The sequence below is a fragment of the Streptomyces sp. NPDC094034 genome (assembly GCF_040303865.1).
Lineage (GTDB): Bacteria > Actinomycetota > Actinomycetes > Streptomycetales > Streptomycetaceae > Streptomyces.
In genome coordinates this window covers 157,142-180,118 of the sequence record NZ_JBEOUD010000008.1, presented here as the reverse complement: position 1 = coordinate 180,118, position 22,977 = coordinate 157,142, and the positions used below count along the sequence as shown (strand labels likewise).

Here is a 22,977-nt window from a genome sequence, read left to right as displayed (position 1 = left end):
CAGGCTCCCACACTCGCCGAGCGGGCCTGCTGTCGTACCAGCCCCCTACTATGCATGCTGGCGCTTCCGTCGCACTGCTCAGGTAGGGTGATCGGCCGGTCAACGCCCGTAGGAAATTTGGTAATTACGGACACGAGGGGGCAACGCGGCGATGGGTACGGCGACGCGCGAGCGCAATGGGCGGACCACCGGACAACCCCCTGACCAGTCCCGGGCCAATTCCCGACGGCAACGCAGCAACGCGCGACCGGTGACGCCTCCGCCGGCCGCCCCCGCGGCCACCACACCGAGGGCCCTGTCGCGCACCAGCCGCGTCGGCCCCCTCCAGCTGCGTCAACTGGTGCTGATCGAGGCGGCGGTGGCGCTGGCCCTGATCGGTGGGGCGCTCGGCGGGCTCTGGATGGTGCCCACCCTCGTCGTCGCCGCCGCGCTGGTGCTGTTCGCGGTGATCCGGCGCCGCGGTCACGCCGTGCAGGACTGGGTGTCCACGGCCCTCGCCCTCCGCTCCCGCCGACGGGCCGCGGAGCCCTGCGGCTGGGAGGTCGACCCGTCGCTCGTCCCGGTCGCGGAGAGCGTGCCGGGGTTCCGTCCGTTCACCTATGTCGACCGGGATCGCCGTACGGTCGGCATGCTCGGTGACGGTACGTTCCTGACGGCGGTGGTACGGGTCGAGGCGAGCAGCGACGCGCTGCGCCCGGTCTTCGGCGCGCGCTCGCTCCCGCTCTCGCTCCTGGGCGATGCCCTTGAGGTCGACGACATCGTGCTGGAGTCGGTGCAGTTGGTGCAGCAGGTGCGGGCCGCTCCGGCGCCGCATCTTCCCGAGCAGTCGGTGGCCCGGCTCTCGTACGCCCCGCTCCAGGACCGGACGGGAGCGCCCGCGCTGCGGCTGAGCTGGGTGGCGGTGAAGCTGGATCCGGAGCTGTGCCGGGAGGCCGTCGAGGCCCGTGGCGGCGGCATCGAGGGCGCCCAGCGCTGCCTGGTGCGGGTGGCGGATCATGTGGCGAGCCGGATCACCGGAGCGGGTTTCCGCGCGGTGGTGCTCGACCAGGACGAGCTGAACTCCACCATGGCGACCTCGGCGTGCGCGAGTCCCGCGCTGTCCGCCCGCACGGGCCGGCCGGAGGCCGCGCCCCGGCGGCGTACGGCCGAGACACCGCGCGTGTGGCGGTGCGACAACCGCTGGCACACCACGTACGCGGTGGCCCGCTGGCCGGAGTTGGGCCGGGCCGCGACTCCGCTCCCCAAGCTGGCGGCGCTGCTGACCGCGGCGCCTGCGTACGCGACGACCTTCAGCCTCACCCTGCGGTCCGGTTCGCACCGCGGCTCGATGACCATGTCGGGGCATGTGCGGATCACCGGCGGCACGGACACCGGACTAGTGCGGGTACGGCGGTCGTTGGAGCAGGCGGCGCGGGCGGCGAAGGTAGGTCTCGTACGGCTGGACCGCGAACAGCTGCCCGGCGTGCTCGCGACGCTGCCCCTGGGAGGTGCGCGATGAGCGCCGGAAGCGCGACGGCGCGTGGACTGCGGGGGCTGCGCGGCCCCCGCCACGCGGGACACACACTGCCCATCGAGGATCTGGGCGCGCTCTCGCTGCCCGTCGGGGACGACGGTGTGGTGATCGGTGACGACGCGGAGGGGCGCCCCCAGTTGGTGGGGTTCCACCGTTCGACACCGTACGACGTGCTGCTGATCGGCGGGCTGTGGACGGCGCAGGTGCTGGCGCTGCGCGCGGCGGGCACGGGCGCGCGGGTGGCGGTCGAGACCGGGCGCGCCCAGGCGTGGACCCTGCTGGCACAGGCCGCGGGCGCGGGACTGGACTGCATCACGCTCCATGAGGTCGGCCGTGTTCCGCCGATGGGAGCGACGGTGGGCAGCCCGGTCGTGGTGATCCGGGACTGCGGAATGCGGCCGCCGCGAGGGCGTGTGGTGTCGTCGCCGTGGCAGTCGGTGCTGACGCTCCTGCCGTATCTGAGCCCGGTCGCGCCCCGGTTGATGCGGGCCGCCACGCTGGTGGGTATCCAGCGGGTGTCGCCGCAGGAGGCGCAGCAGATCGGCAGGATCCTGGGGCTGTCCCGTGTCGAGTGCGACGCCCTGCCCACACTGGCGGACGGTGTGACGCTCTGGTGCGCCGGGCGTGAGCGCCACTGGGTGATGACGGGTGCCACGGACGCCGAGACCGGACTGCTCGGTGTCGCACGCCGGATGGACTGATCCGGTGAGCGGATTCGACACCGGATCTTCACGTGGTGTGCGCACCGCGCGAACAGGCGTCGAACTTACCCGAGCGCCCTGCCGGCTTGAGGGGGCTGTCCTAAGATGTCCGAAGTGACGTCGGCCGTTACCGAAGGGAAGCTTGACTGATGGGGAGCGCACAGGAGAAGGAAGAGCTGTACGCCCTCGACATCTCGGGTGTCGAGTGGATCGGCGCCCCCGGCACGAGCGCGGACGAGGAGCGGGTCGAGATCGCCTATCTGCCCGAGGGAGCCGTCGCGATGCGGTCGTCCATCGATCCGGACACCGTGCTGCGCTACACGGAGGCGGAGTGGCGGGCGTTCGTACTCGGCGCGCGTGACGGCGAGTTCGATCTGCGCTGAGGCCGCCGAGGCCGGTGAGGCCGGTGAGGCGACTGCGGCGGGTGAGACGACCGCTGCCGCGGCGGCCGCGGAGGCTGCCGCGGCACGAGACGTATATGTAGGGGGCGCGCTTCGGACGGAGCGCGCCCCCTCACCTGTTCCGGACGCGGCCTGTGCCAGACGCGGCCTGTGCCGGACGCGCGTTCCGAGTGCCTCGTTCCGGATTCGTGTCCCGTACTCGTGTGTCACCGGGGCGCGGGGCATCGACAACGAGACCGGATTGTTGGGCAGCGCACAGCGGACGGCCGGGACCGGGCCATGGGCGGCCCCCGCATCCGCCTGGTGCGGATTTCGCCACGATCTCGTACGGAGATGTACGGATTTGACCGTGCGCCCCGTTCACTCTCCGCCCTGGGCTGTTCACTTGTGGGCAACGGGAGGGCGGTACCTGTTGTACGGGAAGGCCGTTGACGTACCGGTCCGGCCTGACGTGTCGGCGCCGTTGACGATTAGGGTGGGTGTGGGCGCGGCAGCGTTGAAATTGTGGAGGGGCCGACCGCGTCGTCAGGGGAAGAGCCGGGTGGACCGGACGTACAGATTCGGTCGCCCCAACCCACCACGGCACAAGGGTGCTCGACCACACCAGGAGGCAAAGTGAAGGGCGATCGGGACGAGATCCGCGGAGGCTGGAACCGGCCTGCCGCAGACGATCAGTCCGAAGCGGAGCCCGAGATGACGGGTGAGTTCACCATCGACTACACCCCGCCGGCCTGGTACACGCAGAACGCGCCGGGGGACACGTCCGGTGGTGGCGCGGCGAGCACACCGCCACCCGCGTCGTTCACGACCCCTCCCCCGCCGCCCGACGGCGCGCCCGTCGCCGTACCCGGGCTGCCCTCGGGCAGCGGCTTCGAACCCAACTGGGCCCCGGCGCAGCCGCCGGTGTCCCCGGCGCAGCCACCCGTGCACATGCCGCCGCCCGAGCCCATGCAGGGGTCGGCTCAGGCCCCGTCCGCGGCTGCCTTTCCGACACCGGCCCCGGCCCCGACACCGGCACCGACTCCTGCACCGGCATCGGCCGCTGCCCCGCTTTCGGCCTCGGCTTCGGAGCCCGCTTCCGCCGCACCGGAGCCGATCGGCGGCGGTGACATCGAAAGCGGATCGACCATGCGGTTCTCCGCGGCGTCGCTCAAGCGGGAGATCGCCGAGCGGGACGCGGCGAGGAACAGGGCGGAGCAGAGCCCCGGATCCGGTGCCCCCGAGGCACCCGACAGCGCCGTCGCCGAGGGGGTGAGCGACCCCGAGACCAAACCCGACGCCGATTCCGCGCCCGAGCCCGCGCTCGCGCCCGCGCTGGTTGCCGACGCTACGGAGGGAGCCGAAGCGCCGGACGTACCGACGTCCTCGGCCGCCCCGGTCGCGGCACCTCCGACTTCGGTGGAGCCCGAGGCTCCGGAAGAGGCCGAGGGCTCCCGCGAGCGCCTGGACGACGAGCGCGTCGGCGGCGAGATCGCCGACGCCAACGCGCCGGCCGCTTCCGAGCCCGTGGACACGATCGCGGACGCCGCTCCCCAGGCAGCCGCACCCGCCGACGAGCCCCAGGACGCTCCCCCGGCCCCCGCACCGGCCCAGCACTGGGCCCCTCAGTCGGGCGTCGCCCCGAGCCAGGGACTGCCTCCGCTGCCGCCCGCGTACCAGCCCGCCGCGCCGACGGCCGCGCCGCAGTGGCCCGTACAGGCCCCGGAACAGGCACAGCCGCAAGCGCAGCCCGTGCCCGAGCCCCAGCCGGGGCCCCAGGGCCCCGCGCAGGCTCCGAACGCCTGGCACGGACAGCCGCCGCAGAGCGGATACGGCTTCCCCCACCAGGCATACCCCGGCCAGGCCGGACACCCCGCCCCCGCCCCCGCCGCGTCGCCGCCTGCCGCGTCGCCGCCCGCCGTACCCGGTCCCGACGCCCCCGTCCCACCGGCCGGTTACGGCTTCCCGCACCAGCAGGGGCAGCCGGGCCCGTATCAGTCGGCCCCGCAGGGCGGTTACGGATTCCCGCAGCAGGGCCAGCAGGGGGCGCCGGGCGGTTACGGATTCCCCCAACAGGGCCAGCCGGGTCAGCCAGGGCAGCCGGGCCCCGGTGCTCCCACGCCGGGGCCTCCGCAGGCGCCCCATCTGCCCGTGCCGGCCAACCCGAACCTCCCTGCCCAGCAGGCACAGCAGGCCCCACACACACCTCAGCCCCATCAGGACCAGCCACAGCCACACCAGCAGCCACAACCGCAGCCACACCAGCAATCACATCAGCAGCCCGCGCCCGGGGCCCCTCCGGTGGATCCCCGCACCGGCGCCGCCTGGCCCTCCGCCGTCTCGCACGACCACCGCGAGCGGTCCGTGCCCGGCGCCCCGCTCGGCTACACGGCCGCCGTGGAACTCTCCTCCGACCGGCTGCTGCGCAACACCAAGCCGAAGGCAAAGAGCAGCCGCAACCCGTCCGGTGGTTCGCGGTTCAAGATCGGCGGGAAGGCCGCGGAGGCGGAGCGACTGCGCAAGCTCGAACTGATCCGTACGCCGGTCCTCTCCTGCTACCGGATCGCGGTCATCAGCCTCAAGGGCGGCGTCGGCAAGACCACGACGACCACCGCGCTGGGCTCCACCCTGGCCACCGAGCGGCAGGACAAGATCCTGGCGATCGACGCCAACCCGGACGCCGGCACGCTCGGCCGCCGCGTCCGGCGTGAGACGGGCGCGACCATCCGTGACCTGGTGCAGGCGATCCCGCATCTGCACAGCTATATGGACATCCGGAGGTTCACCTCGCAGGCGCCCTCCGGTCTGGAGATCATCGCCAACGACGTCGACCCGGCGGTCTCCACGGCGTTCAACGACGAGGACTACCGGCGCGCGATCGAGGTCCTGGGCAAGCAGTACCCGATCATCCTCACCGACTCGGGCACCGGTCTGCTCTACAGCGCGATGCGCGGGGTGCTGGACCTGGCCGACCAGTTGATCATCATCTCGACGCCGTCCGTCGACGGCGCGAGCAGCGCGTCGACCACGCTCGACTGGCTGTCCGCGCACGGCTACGCCGAGCTGGTGCAGCGCTCCCTCACGGTGATCTCCGGGGTCCGCGAGACCGGCAAGATGATCAAGGTCGATGACATCGTGCAGCACTTCGAGACCCGCTGCCGCGGGGTGATCGTGGTGCCCTTCGACGAGCATCTGGCGGCCGGTGCCGAGGTGGACCTCGACATGATGCGCCCCAAGACACGTGAGGCGTACTTCAATCTCTCCGCGATGGTCGCGGAGGACTTCGTACGGGCCCAGCAGGCGCAGGGGCTGTGGACCGCGGACGGGCAGCCGCCGACGCATCTCGCCCCGCCGATGCCGGGCCCCGGCCAGCCGCCGACGCAGGGTCAGCCCCCGTACGGTCAGCCGGTGCAGGGCCAGCCGTACGCGCCCCAGCAGCATCCGCAGCATCCGCAGCACTACCCGTATCAGCAGCCGCAGCATCAGCAGCAGACGCCGTACCCGTACCCGCCCCAGCAGCAGGCGGGGCCGCACCCGGGACCCGGCGGTCAGCAGGGCTGGCAACAGCCGCAGCCCTCCCCCGCCGCACAGCAGCCGGTCCACCCCGACCAGCCGGCCCTGCCCGGTCAGCCCGGTCATCCCAACCTGCCGGGCCGGCCGGACTTGCAGGGGCCCGTCCCGCCCGGTGGCTGGCCGCAGCAGCAGCCCCCACCAGCACCGCCAGCGCCTCAGCAGTAGGGCGACAGAGGTAGAGACCAATGAGGGGCCGCACCGGCTGCACGGTGCGGCCCCTCGCCGTATTCCCGCAGACCACACGGGGTGTGGGCGGCCGTTGACTCAGCCGGACAGCCGCTGATAAACCTTCGCTTCACCAGATGGCGAATCAGCAGCAACCCGGCTTCTCCGTGCGAGTGATAACACGAGGTCACCGTCCCATGGTCGAAAGAGTCTTCCCGCGCACGCCACGGCGGCCCGCCCGGCCGACTGCCCGGCGGCGCGCCCAGCAGCCCGTCAGGCAACGCCCCCGTCTCCGTCTGCTCCTGGCCTCCGGTGCCGCCTCCGCCGCGCTCGTGGCCGGGACCGTGCTCCCCCTCAACCCGCTGCTCCCCGCGCCCCAGCAGGCCGAGGCCGCCGACGACGGCAAGAAGGTCCTCACCGTCGCGGTCAGCCAGAGTGTCGACTCCCTCAGCCCGTTCCTGGCGCAGTCACTGGTGAGCACCAGCATCCACCGGCTGGCCTATGAGTATCTGACCAACTACGACCCCAAGGACGCGCACACGGTCCCCGGCTTCGCCACCGCCTGGGAGCCCTCCGCGGACAAGCTGACGTGGACGTTCACCATCCGCGAGGACTCGAAGTGGTCCGACGGTGTCCGGGCGACCGCCGAGGACGCCGCCTGGACGTTCAACAAGATGATGACGGACGAGAACGCGGCCACCGCCAATGGCAGCTTCACGTCCAACTTCAAGAAGGTCACCGCCCCCGACCCGCGGACGCTCGTCGTCGAACTGAACAAGCCTCAGGCCACCATGACGGCGCTCGATGTGCCGATCGTGCCGAAGCACATCTGGGAGAAGGTCGGCGACTTCTCCACGTTCAACAACGACAAGCGGTTCCCGATCGTCGGCAACGGGCCTTTCATCATCACGGACTTCAAGGTCGACCAGTACATCAAGCTCAAGCCGAACAAGGACTTCTGGCGCGGTGCGCCCAAGTTCGACGAGCTGGTCCTCAAGTACTACAAGGACGGGGACGCTGCCGTCGCGGCGCTCCAGAAGGGGGAGGTGTCCTTCGCCTCGGGCCTCACCCCCGCGCAGGCAGCGGCGCTGAAGAGCGCCGACAACATCAAGGTCAATGACGCACCTGGGCGCCGTTTCTACGCGCTCGCCACCAACCCGGGTGCCCGCTCGAAGGACGGCAAGACGTTCGGCAACGGGCACGCCGCGCTGCTCGACCAGGCGGTCCGCAAGGCGCTGTTCCAGGCGGTCGACCGCAAGACCGTCATCGACAAGGTCTTCCAGGGGCACGCCATCGAGGGCAAGGGCTATGTCCCGCCGCGCTTCAGCGCGTACTTCTGGGAGCCCTCGGCCGATCAGACGATCGCGTACGACCCCGCCGCCGCGGCCCGGACCCTCGACGCGGCCGGCTACCGGAAGAACGGCGCGGGCAAGCGCGTGGGCAAGGACGGCAAACCGCTCGACTTCCGGATCCTGTGTCATGCGACGGACCCGAACGACAAGGCCATCGGCAAGTATCTCCAGGAGTGGTGGGGGCAGCTCGGTATCGGGCTGAAGGTCGAGTGTCTCGACAATGTCTCCGACCCATGGCTCGCGGGCGACTACGACCTGGCGTTCGACGGCTGGTCGGTCAACCCCGATCCCGACTTCGTCCTCTCCATTCACACGTGCGGCGCGCTTCCCGCCACGCCCAAGGACAGCGGCGCGACGGACAACTTCATCTGCGACAAGCGGTACGACGACCTGTACGCGCGGCAGTCGGCGGAGTACGACCCCGCCAAGCGGGCGGAACTCGTCAAGCAGATGGAATCGTGGCTGTACGACTCCGGGTATATGAATGTCATGGCCTACCCCAACGCGGTCGAGGCGTACCGTACCGACCAGATCAAGTCGATCACGACGATGCCGGAGGCCGCCGGCAATATCTGGGGCCAGGACGGCTACTGGAGCTGGTGGTCCGCGGTGCCGGCCGAGGACGGCGGCGGTTCCGGCGGCTCTTCCTCGACCGGTGTGGTGATCGGGATCGGGGCGGCCGTCGTGGTCGTCGTCGCCCTCGGTCTCTTCGTCGCGATGCGACGCCGTTCCACCGCGGAAGACCGTGAATGACCGATGAGCACCGCAAGCACCCCCGGTGTGGTGCGGGACACCGTCGACGGCCCGGTGAAGACCGGGCCGTCCGGCCCCGCCCCCACCACCTCGGGCACCAGGACCGCGTATCCGCTCTATGTGGCGGGCAAGCTGGGCGGCGCCGTCGTCTCGCTGCTCGCCGTCCTCGTCACCAGCTTCTTCCTCTTCCGGATCATCCCCGGCGACCCGGTCAAGGCCATGACCCATGGCGTGCCGACCTCCGCCGAGCAACTGGCCACGCTGCGCAAGCAGTTCGGACTCGATCTGCCGCTGTGGCAGCAGTTCACCGACTACTGCGGCCGGGCGCTGACCGGCGATCTCGGCACCTCGTACCAGTTCCACGCGCCGGTCGGTGAGCTGATCGCCGCGAAGCTGCCCGCGACGCTGCTGCTCACGGGTGTCGCCGTGGTGATCTACTCGGCGCTCGGCCTCTGGCTCGGCACCCGCTCCGCCTGGCGCAACGGCAGCCTGAGCGACCGCCTCAACACCGGTGTGGCGCTGACGCTCTGGTCCGTCCCGTCCTTCTGGCTCGGGCTGCTGCTGATCATCGTCTTCTCGGTGGGCATCGGTCCGATCCCCGGCATGTTCCCGACCGGTGGCATGGAGTCGGGCGATACGTCCGGCTTCGGTTACGTCCTCGATGTGGCCCACCACATGGTGCTGCCGGTGGCCACGCTGGTCGCGGTCGGATACGCGCAGACGCTGCTCGTCATGCGGTCCTCCCTGCTGGACGAGATGGGCGGCGACTATCTGACGACGGCGCGGGCGAAGGGGCTGCGGGACGATCTCGTACGCCGTCGGCACGCGGTGCCGAACGCCCTGCTGCCCACCGTCACCATGGTCTTCATCAATCTGGGCCATGTGGCGGCGGGTTCGATCCTCGTCGAGACGGTCTTCTCCTGGCCCGGTCTCGGCGGACTCTTCTACCAGGCGCTGAGCGTGCCCGATCTGCCCCTCGTCCAGGGGCTGTTCGTCGTCTTCGCCGGGGCGATGATCCTGATGAACCTCCTCGCCGATCTGCTCTATCCGCTTCTCGATCCCCGGGTGGGCCGATGACCCTGGAGAAGACCCCGCCGGCCTCCGAGGGAGACGCGCCGCCGTCGGCCTCCTCGCTCGCCCGTGCCCGTCGGCGCGGCTCGGTGACCCGCTTCTGGAAGGAGTACCGGACACACCGCGCCGGACTTCTGGGCCTCGCCGGGCTCGCGTTCATCGCGCTGATCGCCGTCCTCGCACCGCTGCTCGTCGGCGACGACGTGCGGAGTGTGACCAACGCTCCCGGTACGGCCCTGGAGAAGCCGAGCGGTGAATTCCCGCTCGGTACGGACCAGTTCGGGCGTTCACTGCTCGGTCTGCTCGTCTGGGGTGCCCGGATCTCGCTGACCGTGGGACTGCTGGCCGCCGCGCTGTCGGTGGCCATCGGCACACTCGTCGGGGTCATCGCCGGGCACTACGGCGGCTGGTTCGCGACGGTGGTCATGCGGATCACCGACTGGTTCCTGGTGATGCCGGCGCTCGTGCTGGCGATCGTCCTCGCGACGGTCATGTCACGGTCCATCTGGACGGTGATCCTCGCGATCGGTGTCACCAGCTGGCCGACGACGGCACGGCTGGTACGGGCCCAGACCATCGCCGTCGAGTCCCGTCCGTACATCGAGCGCGCCCGTGCGCTCGGCGGCGGCCACGGCCACATCATGACGCGCCATGTGCTGCCCAATGTCATGCCCTTGGTGCTCGCCCAGACCACGCTCGGCATCTCCAGCGCCATCCTGACGGAGGCGACTCTCGCCTTCCTGGGCCTCGGCGATCCCCTCGTCATCTCCTGGGGCGGCATGCTCCAGGACGCGCGCGAGGCGGGCGCGGTCTCCTCGGGGCACTGGTGGTATCTGGCGCCGCCCGGTATCGCCATCGCGTTCGTCGCGCTCGCCTTCACACTCTGCGGGCGGGCGGTCGAGACCGTGCTCAACCCGAAGCTGGGGGTGTCCCGTTGACCGACACGACGCTGCTGGAGATCAAGGACCTCCAGGTGACATACGGCTCAGGTCCCGGCGCCGTGCCCGCCGTACGGGGTGTCGATCTCACCGTCGAATCCGGCCGCAAGCTGGGCATCGCCGGTGAGTCGGGGTGCGGCAAGTCCACCCTCGCACTCGCGCTGCTGCGGCTGCTGCCCGCCTCCGCGCGGCTGTCCGGGGAGATCCTGCTCGACGGCGAGGACATCCTCACCATGAGGTGGGGGCGGCTGCGCGCGGTTCGGTGGGCGGGGGCGTCGATCGTCTTCCAGGGCGCGATGCACTCGCTCAACGCGGTGCACCGGATCGGCGACCAGATCGCCGAACCGGTACTGCTGCACCGGCGCACGACCCCCGCCGCGGCCCGCTCGCGCACCGGCGAACTGCTGGAACAGGTCGGACTGCCGGCCGTCCGCGCGGACGCCTATCCACACGAACTCTCCGGCGGGCAGCGCCAGCGCGTGATGATCGCGATGGCGCTCGCCTGCGATCCACGGCTCATCGTCGCGGACGAGCCGACCACCGCGCTCGATGTGATGATCCAGGCGCAGATCCTGCGGCTGATCGAACAGCTCGTCGCGGACCAGGGCATCAGCCTGCTGATGATCAGCCATGACCTGGCGGTCCTCTCGGACACCTGCGACCGGCTCGCCGTGATGTACGCGGGCCGGATCGTCGAGGAGGGACCGGCGCGTACGGTCTACGACGCCGCCGAGCACCCGTACGGCCGAGCGCTCTCCGCCGCCTTCCCGCGCATCGGCGACCTCGCGTCCCGGCGCGCCCCGCGCGGGCTGCCCGGCGACCCGCCGGACCCGTCGTCGCTGCCGCCCGGCTGTACGTTCCACCCGCGCTGCCCGGCCGCGCTGGCCTCCTGCGCCACCGACGACCAGAAGCTACGGGACGCGGGTCCCGGCCGGCGCGCGGCCTGCGTACGGGTGGGCTCGACGGCACCCACGGAGGTACGGCCATGACGGCGCCCGCGACCACCCCTCAGGAGCCCCCCTTGACCAGCGCGCCCCTGCTCTCGGCCGCCGGGCTGAACGTCACCTTCCCGGGCCGACGCGGCGCCGCGCCCGCCCGCGCCGTCGACGGCGTCGACCTCGACATCGGCCCCGGGGAGATCGTCGCGCTGGTCGGCGAGTCCGGCTGCGGCAAGACCACGCTGGCCCGCGCCCTCCTCGGTCTGGTACCGCCCACCGGCGGCGGGGTCAGCTTCGCCGGGGAACCGCTGGGGTACGGCTCCCGCACCCTCAAGGCGTATCGCAAGCGGGTCCAACTGGTACTCCAGGACCCGAGCGGCTCCCTCAACCCGCGCCATACGGTGTACGACGCGGTGGCGGAGGGCCTCCGGATCCACGGCTACCGCGGCGACGAACGCGAAGCCGTCGCCGAGGCGCTGTCCCGCGCCGGTCTGCGCCCGCCCGAGCGCTTCTTCCTGCGCTACCCGCACGAGCTGTCCGGGGGCCAGCGCCAGCGCGTCGTCATCGCCGGCGCGCTGGTACTGAAGCCCGAACTGATCGTCGCGGACGAGCCGGTGGCGTCCCTGGACGCGTCGGTACGGGGCGAGATCCTGGCGCTCCTGCTGTCCCTGCGCGATGAACTCGGCCTCTCCGCGCTGGTCGTGACGCACGACCTGGGCCTCGCGTGGAACATCGCGGACCGGGTGGCGGTGATGTACCTGGGCCGGATCGTGGAGACGGGACCGGTCGAGGAGGTACTGACGAGCCCTCAGCATCCTTACACGCGGGCGCTGTTGTCCGTCCTCCCCGAGTCGGACGGCCCCCCGGTGATCCTCACGGGCGAGCCCCCGGACCCGTCCCGCATTCCGACGGGCTGCCGCTTCCACGCGCGGTGCCAGGTGCTGGCGTCGGGCGAGGCGGAGCGGGCGGGGGTGGCGGAGAGGTGCCGGACGGCGGAGCTGCCGGTGCTGGGGGGCGGGGCGGCTACGCAGGTGGCGTGCCACTGGGCGGGAGCGGTTTAGCCCCGGAGCGCGCCCCGGCGACAACCCGCACCGCACCCCGGCCCCAGCCGAATCGCACCCTGGCGACAACCGGCACCCGGCCGCCGCGGCCCCCGCCGGAGACGAACCCCCGGCTACATTCCGAGCAGCGCGCGCGATGTCTTCACGTCGTCCCCCATCGCTTCCAGCAGCGCCTCGATCGACTCGAACTTCCGCTGCCCCCGCACATACGACAAGAAGTCCACAGTCACATGCAGCCCGTACAGATCCAGGCCCACCCGATCGATCGCATACGCCTCGACCGTCCGCTCCGTGCCGTCGAACTGCGGGTTCGTGCCCACCGAGATCGCCGCCGGCATCCGTTCCCCGTCCGCCGTCAGCCAGCCCGCGTACACCCCGTCCGCCGGGATCGCGGTGTGCGGCAGGGTCTCCACGTTGGCCGTCGGGAAGCCGAGCTCGCGGCCGCGCTGCGCGCCGCGTACGACCACGCCCTCCACCCGGTGCGGGCGGCCCAGGATCTCCGCCGCGCCCGCGACGTCCCCGTCGGCGACCAGCTTGCGGGTGAGGGTCGACGAGAAGGGCTCACCGCCGCCCGCCTCGCCGGTGACGTAGAGATCGACGACCTCGACCTCGTAGTCGTACGTCACACCCAGATCGGCGAGGACGGCGACATCGCCGGCTGCCTTGTGGCCGAAGCGGAAGTTCGGGCCCTCGATGACCGCCCGGGCGTGCAACTTGTCGACCAGGACCTTCACGATGAAGTCGGCGGGCGACAGCTTCGAGAACTCGACGGTGAAGGGGAGGATCAGCAGCGCGTCCACCCCCAGGTCGCCCATCAGCTCGGCGCGCCGGTGATGGGGCGCGAGCAGGGGCGGGTGGCTCCCGGGGCGTACGACCTCGCTGGGGTGCGGGTCGAAGGTCACGACGACCGACGGCACCCCCAGCTCGCGCGCCCGTTCCACGGCCCGTCCGATGATCAGCTGGTGACCGCGGTGCACCCCGTCGTAGGAGCCGATGGTGACGACGCTGCGCCCCCAGTCCTGGGGGATGTCCTCCAAGCCACGCCAGCGCTGCACTGTGACCGCTCCTCGCCCGAAACTGTGTACGTCATTACCGATTACGCAGCTCTAAGACTGCCATGCCGAACACGCCCCTCGTACACCGGTGGTGCACTCCGAGCGCCCGGCCGGTGGGGTGAGCGGCGGGCGTGGGGTGGACAGACACCAGTGGGAGGGGGACCGTGGGGCGGGCGTGCCCGTCCGCCCCACGGTGGAGGGTTCAGCCGAAGACCGCGAGGCTCTTGGCCTTGCCGTGCTGCTCCTCGACCAGCGCCACGAAACGCCCCTGGGGGTCGAACGCGGCCACGGGACCCGTCGGGTACGAGGGCATGTCCAGCCGTACGCCATTGATCAGCAGCTTGGCCCGTTTGTCGTCCACGTCCCAGCGCGCGAACGCCGCGGCGGCGGCCTCGGCGACCGGCATGACGGTCAGCTCCTCCTGGAGCTGGTCGAGCGTCTTCGCCGCGTCCAGCGCGTAGGGGCCCACCCGGGTCCTGCGCAGCGCGGTGAGATGGCCGCCGACCCCGAGGCCGGCGCCGAGGTCGCGGGCGAGGGCGCGGATGTACGTGCCGGAGGAACAGACGACGGAGACGACCAGGTCGAGGACGGGAGTGCCGTCCTCCGCGACCGCCTCGCGGACGTCGTAGAGCCGGAACGAGGAGACGGTCACCGGGCGGGCCGGGATCTCGAACTCCTCGCCGCCCCGTACCCGCGCGTAGGACCGCTTGCCGTCGATCTTGATGGCGCTGACCTTGGACGGCACCTGCATGAGGGCGCCGGTCAGCGCCGCGATCCCGGCGTCGATGGCGTCGCGCTTCACCCCGGAGGCGTCGGCGCAGGAGGTGATCTCCCCTTCCGCGTCGTCCGTGACGGTGTTCTGCCCCAGCCGGATCGTGCCGAGGTATTCCTTCTCGGTCAGCGCGAGATGTCCGAGGAGCTTCGTGGCCCGCTCCACGCCGAGGACGAGGACGCCCGTCGCCATGGGGTCGAGGGTGCCGGCGTGGCCGACGCGGCGGGTTCTGGCGATCCCGCGCATCTTGGCGACGACGTCGTGCGAAGTGAAGCCCGACGGCTTGTCCACGATGACAAGCCCGTCGGGCGTCGTGTTCTGCTGAGTCATTCCGCGGCGGCGCCGTCCGTGTCGTCCTCGTCGTCCTTGCGGTACGGGTCGGCCCCGGCCGCGTAGGTCTTGCCGGTCGACACCTCCCGTACCTCCGCGTCCTTGGCGCGCGCCTTGTCGAGGAGGTCCTCGATGGTGCGGGCGTTGTCCGGCAGGGCGTCGGGCACGAACGCCAGCGTCGGCGTGAAGCGGACACCCGTCTGACGGCCCACCTCGGAGCGGAGGACGCCCTTGGCGCTCTCCAGGGCCGCCGCGGAGGCCGCGCGCTCCTCGTCGTCGCCGTAGACCGTGTAGAAGACCGTGGCCTCCCGCAGGTCGCCGGTGACACGGGCGTCCGTGATGGTCACGAAGCCCAGTCGCGGGTCCTTGATACGGCGGTCCAGGGTCTCCGCGACCACGACCTGGATGCGATCGGCCAGCTTGCGGGCCCGCGCGTTGTCGGTCACCGGTCCGTCACTCTTCCTTCTGGGATTTCTGGTGTACTGGTCAGTCTTCATCGCCGTGCAGCCGCCGTCGTACCGACAGCAGCTCCACCTCGGGGTGGCCGGCGACCATGCGCTCGCACCGGTCCAGCACGTCCGTGAGGTGCGCCCAGTCCCCGGACACCACCGCGAGACCGATCTCGGCCCTGCGGTGGAGGTCCTGGCCGCCGGTTTCCGCCACGCTCACCGCGAATTTCCGCTGGAGCTCGGCGACGATGGGCCGGACGACGGAGCGTTTCTCCTTCAACGACCGTACGTCGCCGAGGAGCAGATCGAAGGACAGCGTCCCCACATACATGCGTTTCCGGATCCCCGCCGGTACGGGTTCAGATGCCCTGCCAGCGCTTGGCAGGGGCACAAGAACCGTACACGGAACGGCCGGGGCCGATCGACGGAATATGCGTCCCGTCGACCGGCCCCGGACCGGTTGCCGTGCGTCAGCCGCGCGGCTTCTCGCGCATCTCGTACGTCGCGATGACGTCGTCGATCTTGATGTCGTTGAAGTTTCCGAGGTTGATACCGCCCTCGAAGCCTTCGCGGATCTCGGTGACGTCGTCCTTGAAGCGGCGCAGACCCTGGATGTTGAGATCCTCCGCGATGACCTTGCCATCGCGGACGAGCCGGGCCTTGGTGTTCCGCTTGACCTCGCCGGAGCGGATGAGAACACCCGCGATGTTGCCCAGCTTGGACGAGCGGAAGACCTCGCGGATCTCCGCCGTACCGAGCTCGACCTCTTCGTACTCCGGCTTGAGCATGCCCTTGAGGGCGGACTCGATCTCCTCGATCGCCTGGTAGATGACCGAGTAGTAGCGGACGTCCACGCCCTCGCGCTCGGCCATCTGCGCGGCACGCCCGGCGGCGCGCACGTTGAAGCCGATCACGATGGCGTCGGAGCCCATGGCCAGGTCGATGTCCGACTCGGTGACCGCACCCACACCGCGGTGCAGGACCCGGATGTCGACCTCGTCGCCGACATCGAGCTGGAGCAGCGAGGACTCCAGGGCCTCGACCGAACCGGACGCGTCGCCCTTGATGATGAGGTTGAGTTCCTGCACCAGACCGGCCTTGAGGGCCTCGTCCAGGTTCTCCAGGGAGAACCTGACGCCCCTGCGGGCGAAGGCCGCGTTCCGCTCACGAGCGGCGCGCTTCTCGGCGATCTGCCGGGCGGTGCGGTCCTCGTCGACCACGAGGAAGTTGTCGCCGGCGCCGGGGACGTTGGTGAGACCCAGGACCAGGACCGGCGTCGACGGCGCCGCTTCCTCGACGTTGTTGCCGTTGTCGTCGAGCATCGCCCGGACTCGGCCGTACGCGTCACCCGCGACCATCGTGTCACCGACGCGCAGCGTGCCGCGCTGGACGAGCACGGTGGCGACGGCACCGCGACCGCGGTCGAGGTGGGCCTCGATGGCGATACCCTGCGCGTCCTGTTCCGGGTTGGCCCGCAGGTCGAGCGAGGCGTCCGCGGTGAGGACCACGGCCTCCAGCAGGCTGTCGATGTGCAGGCCCTGCTTGGCGGAGATGTCGACGAACATCGTGTCGCCGCCGTACTCCTCGGCCACCAGACCGAACTCGGTGAGCTGACCGCGCACCTTCGTCGGGTCGGCGCCCTCGACGTCGATCTTGTTGACCGCGACCACGATCGGCACGTCGGCCGCCTTGGCGTGGTTCAGCGCCTCGATCGTCTGGGGCATCACACCGTCGTTGGCCGCGACCACCAGGATCGCGATGTCGGTGGACTTGGCACCACGGGCACGCATGGCGGTGAACGCCTCGTGACCCGGGGTGTCGATGAAGGTGATCTTGCGCTCTTCACCGTTGACGTCCGTGGCGACCTGGTACGCGCCGATGTGCTGCGTGATACCGCCGGCCTCGCCCGCGACGACGTTCGTCTTGCGGATCGCGTCCAGCAGCCTGGTCTTACCGTGGTCGACGTGACCCATGACGGTCACGACCGGCGGACGGGACACGAGGGCTTCCTCGCCGCCCTCGTCCTCGCCGAACTCGATGTCGAAGGACTCCAGCAGCTCGCGGTCCTCCTCCTCGGGGCTGACGATCTCGACGACGTAGTTCATCTCGCCGGCGAGGAGCTGAAGCGTCTCGTCGGAGACGGACTGCGTGGCGGTGACCATCTCGCCGAGGTTCATCATCACGGCGACGAGCGACGCCGGGTTGGCGTTGATCTTCTCCGCGAAGTCGGTGAGCGACGCACCGCGCGACAGCCGGACCGTCTGGCCCTGGCCGCGCGGCAGCATCACGCCGCCTACCGACGGGGCCTGCATGGCCTCGTACTCCTGGCGCCTCTGCCGCTTCGACTTACGGCCACGACGGGCGGGCCCGCCGGGACGGCCGAACGCGCCCTGTGTGCCACCACGGCCGCCGGGACCACCCGGACGTCCGCCGAAGCCGGGACGGCCACCGCCGCCACCGCCGCCGAAGCCGCCGCCACCACCGGGACGACCCGGAGCGCCGCCTCCGCCGCCGCCACCCGGGCGACCGGCGAAACCGCCACCGCCGCCGCCACCGGGACGACCGGCGAAGCCGCCGCCGCCACCGGGACGACCGCCGCCGCCACCGGCACCGCCGGGACGACCGCCGCCACCGGGACCACGGCCACCGCCGGGGCCACCACCGGGACGCGGACCGGCAGCGGGACGCTGCGGCATCATGCCCGGGTTGGGACGGTTACCACCGGGGCCACCGCCGGGACCCGCGGCGCGGGGCGCCTGCGGACGCGGCATACCGCCGGGGGTGGGACGTCCGCTCCCGCCACCGGGACCGGCCTGCGGACGGGGACCGCCCTGACCGGAGCCCTGCGGGCGCGGAGCACCACCGGGGGCACCGGGGCCGCCGGGACGCGGGGCGCCGCCGGGACGGGGCGCCTGCGGGCGCGCCATTCCGGTGGAGCCACCCGAGGTGAAGGGGTTGTTGCCCGGACGCGGGCCCGCGGGGCGGGCACCGGGACGCGGGGCCTGGCCGGGACGCGCGCCGCCGGAGCGGCCGCCCTGGCGCTGGTCACCCTGACGCTGATCGCTCTGTCGCTCGCCCTGGCGCTGGTCGCCCTGGCCGCCCGTCGGGCGGTTGGACGGACGCGGGCCGGGGGTGGCACCGGGCCGGGGACCGGCGGCCGGGGCCGACGGGGGCGCGGTGAACTCCGGGGCCGCCGGTGCGGCGGGCGCCGGCTTCGGCGCGGCGGCCGCGGGGCGCGGGGCCGGACGCGGGCCGGGCGTCGGCGCGGGGGAAGGAGTGCTCCTGGGGGCCTCGGCGACGGCCGGCTTGGGGGCCGGGACACCGGGCTTGGGGGCAGCGGGACGTGCCGCCTGCGCCGGAGAGGGCGCGGCGGGCCTGGCGGGGGTCGCCTTGCGGGGCGCCCCGGGCTTCGCGGTGGTCTTGCCGGCGTTGCCGCCGGGACCCTGCAAAGCGTCGGTCAGTTTGCGTACGACCGGCGCCTCGATCGTCGACGACGCCGAACGGACGAATTCACCGAGTTCTTGGAGCTTGGCCATGACGACCTTGCTCTCCACGCCGAACTCCTTGGCGAGTTCGTATACCCGGACCTTAGCCACTTCGCTCCTTTTAGGTCCGGGTTACCGCCGGACCGTCGCTACTTCATGGGCGTACTCATCGCGTACTCATCGAGTGCTCATCGCAATCTCGACCTACTTCCAACTCGCGAGGTACCTGAACCGCACGGGGTTCCGTGCCGTACTTCTTCCTACAGTGCTGCCTGCACTGTGATCGCCTCGACAACCCGGCGCAGGTCCGCGCTGTCGAGCGGTCCCTGGACCCGGAAGGCCCGGGGGAACGCCCGGCGGCGGACCGCCAGATCGAGACAGATCAAGACGGGGTGCAGATACGCACCCCGGCCGGGCAGCGTACCGCGTTGATCGGGAACACATTGTTCTCCGGCCACCACGATGCGCAACAGATCGTTCTTGGCCGCTCGCTCCCGGCAGCCCACACAGGTTCGTTCAGGGCATGCACGGTCGACCGTCCGGCCAGACACGTTCAAGTCTACCTCCCCGCGCCGACCCCACCCCTTTGGGGCAAGGTTCGAACGCCTGCCGCCGGAAAGATCACGCCGGTGTCCGGCGCGGCCTCGTCGCGGCGTACCGCGAGGGGCCCCCACCGCCGGTCATTCCTTGATCATTCGAACCGGACGATCAGCCACCGGACGTTCAGCCGTGGTCGCTACCGCGGTCCCCGGTCGTCACGACCGCGGTCCCGGTCGTCGCCGCGGTCGCGGTCGTCGTCCGTGGGCTCCGTGTCCGGCCGGATATCGATGCGCCAGCCGGTCAGCCGGGCGGCGAGCCGGGCGTTCTGCCCTTCCTTGCCGATCGCCAGCGACAGCTGGTAGTCGGGCACGGTCACCCGCGCGGAGCGGGCGCCCAGATCGACCACCTCGACCTTGCTGACCCGGGCCGGTGACAGCGCGTTCGCGACCATCTCGGCCGGGTCGTCCGACCAGTCCACGATGTCGATCTTCTCGCCCAGCAGTTCGGCCATGACATTGCGCACCCGCGCGCCCATCGGGCCGATGCAGGCGCCCTTGGCGTTGAGACCGGAACGCGTCGACCGTACGGCGATCTTGGTGCGGTGGCCGGCCTCGCGGGCGATCGCGGTGATCTCGACGGAGCCGTCCGCGATCTCCGGGACCTCCAGCGCGAAGAGCTTCTTCACCAGATTGGGGTGGGTACGCGACAGCGTCACCGACGGTCCGCGCACCCCTCTGGCCACCCTGACCACATACGTACGCAGCCGAAGACCGTGGGTGTACTCCTCGCCCGGCACCTGTTCCTGCACCGGAAGGATGGCCTCAAGCTTGTCGTCCAGCTTGACCAGGACGTTCTTCGGGTCCTTGCCCTGCTGGACCAGACCGGCGACGATATCGCCCTCCCGGCGGGCGTACTCGCCGAAGGTCACGTCGTTCTCGGCGTCCCGCAGCCGCTGCTGGATGACCTGGCGGGCGGTGGTCGCGGCGATCCGGCCGAAGTCCGACGGGGTGTCGTCGAACTCCTTGGGCTCCTGGCCCTCCTCCAGATCGGCCGGGTCCTCCTTCGCCCAGACCGTGACATGACCGGTGTCCCGGCTCAGTACGACCCGGGCGCGCCGGTGGCTGCCCTCGGTGCGGTGATAGGCGATGAGGAGCGCCGATTCGATCGCCTCGACCAGCAGGTCGAAGGGAATCTCCTTCTCTTGTGCCAAGCCCTTCAGGAGCTTCACATCGATGTCCACGGCTACGCCTCCTCTTCCTTCTTGTCCTTGCGGCTGAACTCGATCTCCACGCGCGCCTTGTCGATCCCCGGGAACTCGATCCGGCGGGCGGTGGGCTTGCGCCCCTTCACACCCGGCACTTCGAGGTCGAGCCCCTCGTCGTCGACGGTGAGGATGCGGGCCACCAGTTCGCCGTCGTCGTGCAGCTGGAACCTGGCCAGCCGGCCCACGGCGCGCACGTAGTGGCGGTGTTCTGTCAGCGGGCGCTCCGCGCCGGGGGAGGTCACTTCGAGCTGGTACTCGTCCTCGCCCATCGCGTCCGTCTCGTCGAGCTTGTCGGAGATGGAGCGGCTCAGCTCGGCACACTCGTCGAGGTCCACGCCCTCGTCGGAATCGACCACGACCCTCAGCACACGACGCCTGCCCGCCCGGGACACCTCGATCTCTTCCAGATCCAGGTCCTTCGCGCTGACGAGTGGTTCCAGCAGTCCGCGCAGCCTTTCGCTCTGGGTGGTGCTCATCCGGGTGACTCCTCGGCCGCGTGTGCTGTTGTGGGATCGTCGCGTGTCAGAACAAAGGGTATCCGGTCCCCAGGGGTGTTGCCGTCCACCTGGGAGTGACCCGCGGGTACGCTCGCCTGCGGTGATCATCGCGAAGCCCGAGGAGAGACGCGTGGGGCGCACGGGGACGACACGGAGGCATGCGCTGATGGCCGCGGGCGCCGCGACGGCCGGTCTGGTGACCGGCTGTTCCCCGGACTCCCCGGCCGCGGACAGCCCGGCGGGAATCGCGCGGGCGGCCGAGCTGGAGCGCGCGCTGCGGGCCCGCGCGGCCGGCGCCAACCGGAAGTTGCTGGGCCAGTACGACGCCGTGCTGAAGCGCCACCCCGGTCGGCGTGAGCTGCTGGCTCCGCTGCGGGCCGCGGTGGCACAGCAGCTGGCGGCGCTGGCCCCGGAGCCTTCCGGGTCCGCGAGCCCGTCCGCGCGGCCCTCCCCCACTCCGTCCGTTTCCGTCACGGCCGCCGGCCCGGCGCCTGGCTCGACCGCGATCCCGGCGGCACCGGCCGAGGCCCTCAGGGCACTGGCCGGGACCGAGCGCCGTACCAGCGACGCGCACACCACGGCGCTCATGGAGGCGCCCCCGGAGCTGGCCCGGCTGCTGGCCTCTCTCGCGGCGGCGAGCGCCGCCCACGCCTATCTGCTGATGGAAGGATCCCGCTCATGAGCACGGCGTGGACGGTGCGGACCGCGCGGACCGCCGACTCGGAGGCCGCGCCGGGCAACGGCGCGCTGGACGCCGCGCAGGCCGCGCTCGCCGCCGAGCACGCGGCGGTGTACGGGTACGGGGTCGTCGGCGGTCGCGTCGGGAGCGCACGCCGGAGCGAGGCCACCGGCGCGCACGCGGCGCACCGCGCCCGGCGTGACGCACTGGCGCGGACCGTACGGGACCTGGGCGGCACACCCGCCGCCGCTGCCCCCGCGTACGACCTGCCCTTCCCCGTACCGGACTCCGCCGCGGCCGTACGGCTGGCCGCCGAACTGGAGGACCGGGTCGCGGGCGTCTACTCGGATCTCGTACGGGCCTCGGAGGGCCCCCTGCGGCGGGAGGCGGCGGGCGCGCTGCGCGAGGCCGCCGTGCGCGCGGTGCGCTGGCGCGGGACCGGCGTAGCCTTTCCTGGGCTCGCCGAGCGCGCGTGAGCCCGTGAGCTCGGAAAGGGAACAACGCACGTATGGGTTTCGAACCGCCGCAGCGTCTGGTGCGCACGCTCGGCGAGAGGTACGGGGAGACCGCCGCGGCCGAATGGCTCGGCCGGCTGCCCGCCATCGCGGGTGAGGCGGTCGCCCGGCGGGGTCTTGAGGTCGAGCGGGTGATCGCGCCCGGCGGCCGGAGCGGCCTGGTGCTGCTCGTACGGCGGTCCGACGGCTCCCCCGCGACGCTCAAGATCGTCCCGCCGTTCGCGGCTCCCTCGCTGGAGCGGGCGGCGCTGGCGCACTGGAAGGGCTGGGGAGCGGTGGAACCGCTCGACGCAGGGAACGAGGACGACGCGGACGCCCCGGATACCGCGGGTCGCGCCCTGCTGCTGGAGCGGCTGCATCCCGAGGTGTCGCTGCGCTCCCTGCCGGAGGCGAAGTCGCTGCTCGAAGCGGCGGGTACGGTGCGTCGGCTGTGGGTCGACCCGCCCGGGGGCCATGGCTTCGAGACGGTGGCCGAGCGGACCGCGCGAGAGGCGGCGGCGCTGCGGACGAACGCCGACGACTCGCTCGCGCCGCTGGTGTCGGCCGCGCTGGCGGCTCGGGACGAACTCTGCGCCTCCGCCGCGGAGGTACAGCTCCTGCACGGCGCCTTCGGTCAGGGCAAGGTGCTCGCAGGCGACCGCGCGCCCTGGCTCGCGGTCGGGCCGGAACCGCTGGTCGGTGAGCGCGCCTACGATCTGGCCCGGCTGGTGCGCGACCGGGTCGAGGACCTGGTGGCGGCCTCGTCGGGACCGTCCTCGGCCCGTCGGCGCGTCAACAGACTGGCCGATTCGCTGGATCTGGACCGGGAACGGGTCCGTGGGTGGACGCTGTTCCGGGCGGTGGAGTCGGGCGTGCGCACGCTTCGGGCGGGACGTCGGCAGAGCGGGGAGATGCTGCTGGAGTTCGCGGGCTGGCTCTAGGTGTATTGATCCGCACATCTAGGGCC

General features: G+C 71.6%; 20 protein-coding genes. 12 read left to right on the top strand and 8 right to left on the bottom strand.

The window, feature by feature from the left end; genetic code table 11:
* Window positions 1-151: 151 nt before the first annotated feature.
* The 9 genes from eccE (at window position 152) to ABTZ59_RS10720 (ending at window position 12,445) form a co-directional block, all read left to right on the top strand.
* Window positions 152-1,498: a type VII secretion protein EccE gene (eccE, locus tag ABTZ59_RS10760; RefSeq protein WP_351393938.1), complete on the top strand. Its 1,347-nt coding sequence runs from the start codon at window positions 152-154 to the stop codon at window positions 1,496-1,498.
* Entirely contained in the window at window positions 1,495-2,214 is a 720-nt protein-coding gene (locus ABTZ59_RS10755; protein ID WP_351393935.1) for a hypothetical protein, read from the top strand. Before eccE ends, ABTZ59_RS10755 begins: the two co-directional genes overlap by 4 nt.
* 149 nt (window positions 2,215-2,363) lie before the next feature.
* Window positions 2,364-2,597, top strand: coding sequence for a DUF397 domain-containing protein (locus tag ABTZ59_RS10750; protein WP_030351665.1), 234 nt, complete (start codon window positions 2,364-2,366; stop codon window positions 2,595-2,597).
* Between the two features lie 633 nt (window positions 2,598-3,230).
* A complete protein-coding gene (locus ABTZ59_RS10745) occupies window positions 3,231-6,332 on the top strand; it encodes an SCO5717 family growth-regulating ATPase (RefSeq protein WP_351393931.1) in 3,102 nt (1,033 codons plus the stop codon).
* A gap of 197 nt (window positions 6,333-6,529) precedes the next feature.
* The gene (locus ABTZ59_RS10740; RefSeq protein ID WP_351393929.1) at window positions 6,530-8,437 is read left to right on the top strand and encodes an ABC transporter substrate-binding protein; all 1,908 of its coding nucleotides are present in this window, start codon (window positions 6,530-6,532) and stop codon (window positions 8,435-8,437) included.
* Window positions 8,438-8,440: 3 nt separating this feature from the next.
* Entirely contained in the window at window positions 8,441-9,514 is a 1,074-nt protein-coding gene (locus ABTZ59_RS10735; protein WP_351393926.1) for an ABC transporter permease, read from the top strand.
* Window positions 9,511-10,446: an ABC transporter permease gene (locus ABTZ59_RS10730; protein ID WP_351393923.1), complete on the top strand. Its 936-nt coding sequence runs from the start codon at window positions 9,511-9,513 to the stop codon at window positions 10,444-10,446. Before ABTZ59_RS10735 ends, ABTZ59_RS10730 begins: the two co-directional genes overlap by 4 nt.
* Entirely contained in the window at window positions 10,443-11,435 is a 993-nt protein-coding gene (locus ABTZ59_RS10725; RefSeq protein ID WP_351393920.1) for an ABC transporter ATP-binding protein, read from the top strand. Before ABTZ59_RS10730 ends, ABTZ59_RS10725 begins: the two co-directional genes overlap by 4 nt.
* Window positions 11,432-12,445 (top strand): ABC transporter ATP-binding protein, encoded by a 1,014-nt coding sequence (locus tag ABTZ59_RS10720; protein ID WP_351393918.1) that lies wholly within the window; start codon window positions 11,432-11,434, stop codon window positions 12,443-12,445. The genes ABTZ59_RS10725 and ABTZ59_RS10720 overlap by 4 nt, the downstream gene beginning before the upstream one ends.
* A 113-nt stretch (window positions 12,446-12,558) precedes the next feature.
* Here the strand turns inward: ABTZ59_RS10720 and ABTZ59_RS10715 are convergent, their stop codons facing one another.
* The 8 genes from ABTZ59_RS10715 to rimP form a co-directional block, all read right to left on the bottom strand.
* The gene (locus ABTZ59_RS10715) at window positions 12,559-13,500 is read right to left on the bottom strand and encodes a bifunctional riboflavin kinase/FAD synthetase (protein WP_351393915.1); all 942 of its coding nucleotides are present in this window, start codon (window positions 13,498-13,500) and stop codon (window positions 12,559-12,561) included.
* Between the two features lie 202 nt (window positions 13,501-13,702).
* The gene (gene truB / locus ABTZ59_RS10710; protein WP_351393912.1) at window positions 13,703-14,602 is read right to left on the bottom strand and encodes a tRNA pseudouridine(55) synthase TruB; all 900 of its coding nucleotides are present in this window, start codon (window positions 14,600-14,602) and stop codon (window positions 13,703-13,705) included.
* Window positions 14,599-15,048 (bottom strand): 30S ribosome-binding factor RbfA, encoded by a 450-nt coding sequence (gene rbfA / locus ABTZ59_RS10705; RefSeq protein ID WP_351393910.1) that lies wholly within the window; start codon window positions 15,046-15,048, stop codon window positions 14,599-14,601. Before rbfA ends, truB begins: the two co-directional genes overlap by 4 nt.
* Window positions 15,049-15,088: 40 nt before the next feature.
* Complete coding sequence (locus ABTZ59_RS10700; RefSeq protein WP_249954225.1) at window positions 15,089-15,382, bottom strand: DUF503 domain-containing protein; 294 nt, start codon at window positions 15,380-15,382, stop codon at window positions 15,089-15,091.
* A 139-nt stretch (window positions 15,383-15,521) separates the two neighbouring features.
* Window positions 15,522-18,647, bottom strand: a complete 3,126-nt coding sequence (gene infB, locus ABTZ59_RS10695; protein ID WP_351393905.1) for a translation initiation factor IF-2 — start codon at window positions 18,645-18,647, stop codon at window positions 15,522-15,524.
* A gap of 149 nt (window positions 18,648-18,796) precedes the next feature.
* The gene (locus ABTZ59_RS10690; protein WP_351394023.1) at window positions 18,797-19,087 is read right to left on the bottom strand and encodes a YlxR family protein; all 291 of its coding nucleotides are present in this window, start codon (window positions 19,085-19,087) and stop codon (window positions 18,797-18,799) included.
* 185 nt (window positions 19,088-19,272) lie between these two features.
* A complete protein-coding gene (gene nusA, locus ABTZ59_RS10685; RefSeq protein WP_351393902.1) occupies window positions 19,273-20,316 on the bottom strand; it encodes a transcription termination factor NusA in 1,044 nt (347 codons plus the stop codon).
* A 2-nt stretch (window positions 20,317-20,318) separates the two neighbouring features.
* Window positions 20,319-20,816, bottom strand: coding sequence for a ribosome maturation factor RimP (gene rimP, locus ABTZ59_RS10680; RefSeq protein ID WP_249953666.1), 498 nt, complete (start codon window positions 20,814-20,816; stop codon window positions 20,319-20,321).
* Between the two features lie 121 nt (window positions 20,817-20,937).
* Between rimP and ABTZ59_RS10675 the strand changes: the two genes are divergently transcribed.
* From ABTZ59_RS10675 to ABTZ59_RS10665, 3 genes are read left to right on the top strand one after another with little or no spacing between them, the layout of a single operon-like run.
* Window positions 20,938-21,519: a hypothetical protein gene (locus ABTZ59_RS10675; RefSeq protein WP_351393899.1), complete on the top strand. Its 582-nt coding sequence runs from the start codon at window positions 20,938-20,940 to the stop codon at window positions 21,517-21,519.
* Window positions 21,516-21,992, top strand: a complete 477-nt coding sequence (locus ABTZ59_RS10670) for a ferritin-like domain-containing protein (RefSeq protein WP_351393897.1) — start codon at window positions 21,516-21,518, stop codon at window positions 21,990-21,992. Before ABTZ59_RS10675 ends, ABTZ59_RS10670 begins: the two co-directional genes overlap by 4 nt.
* Before the next feature lie 32 nt (window positions 21,993-22,024).
* Window positions 22,025-22,951, top strand: a complete 927-nt coding sequence (locus ABTZ59_RS10665; RefSeq protein WP_351393894.1) for an aminoglycoside phosphotransferase family protein — start codon at window positions 22,025-22,027, stop codon at window positions 22,949-22,951.
* The last annotated feature ends 26 nt before the right edge of the window (window positions 22,952-22,977 follow it).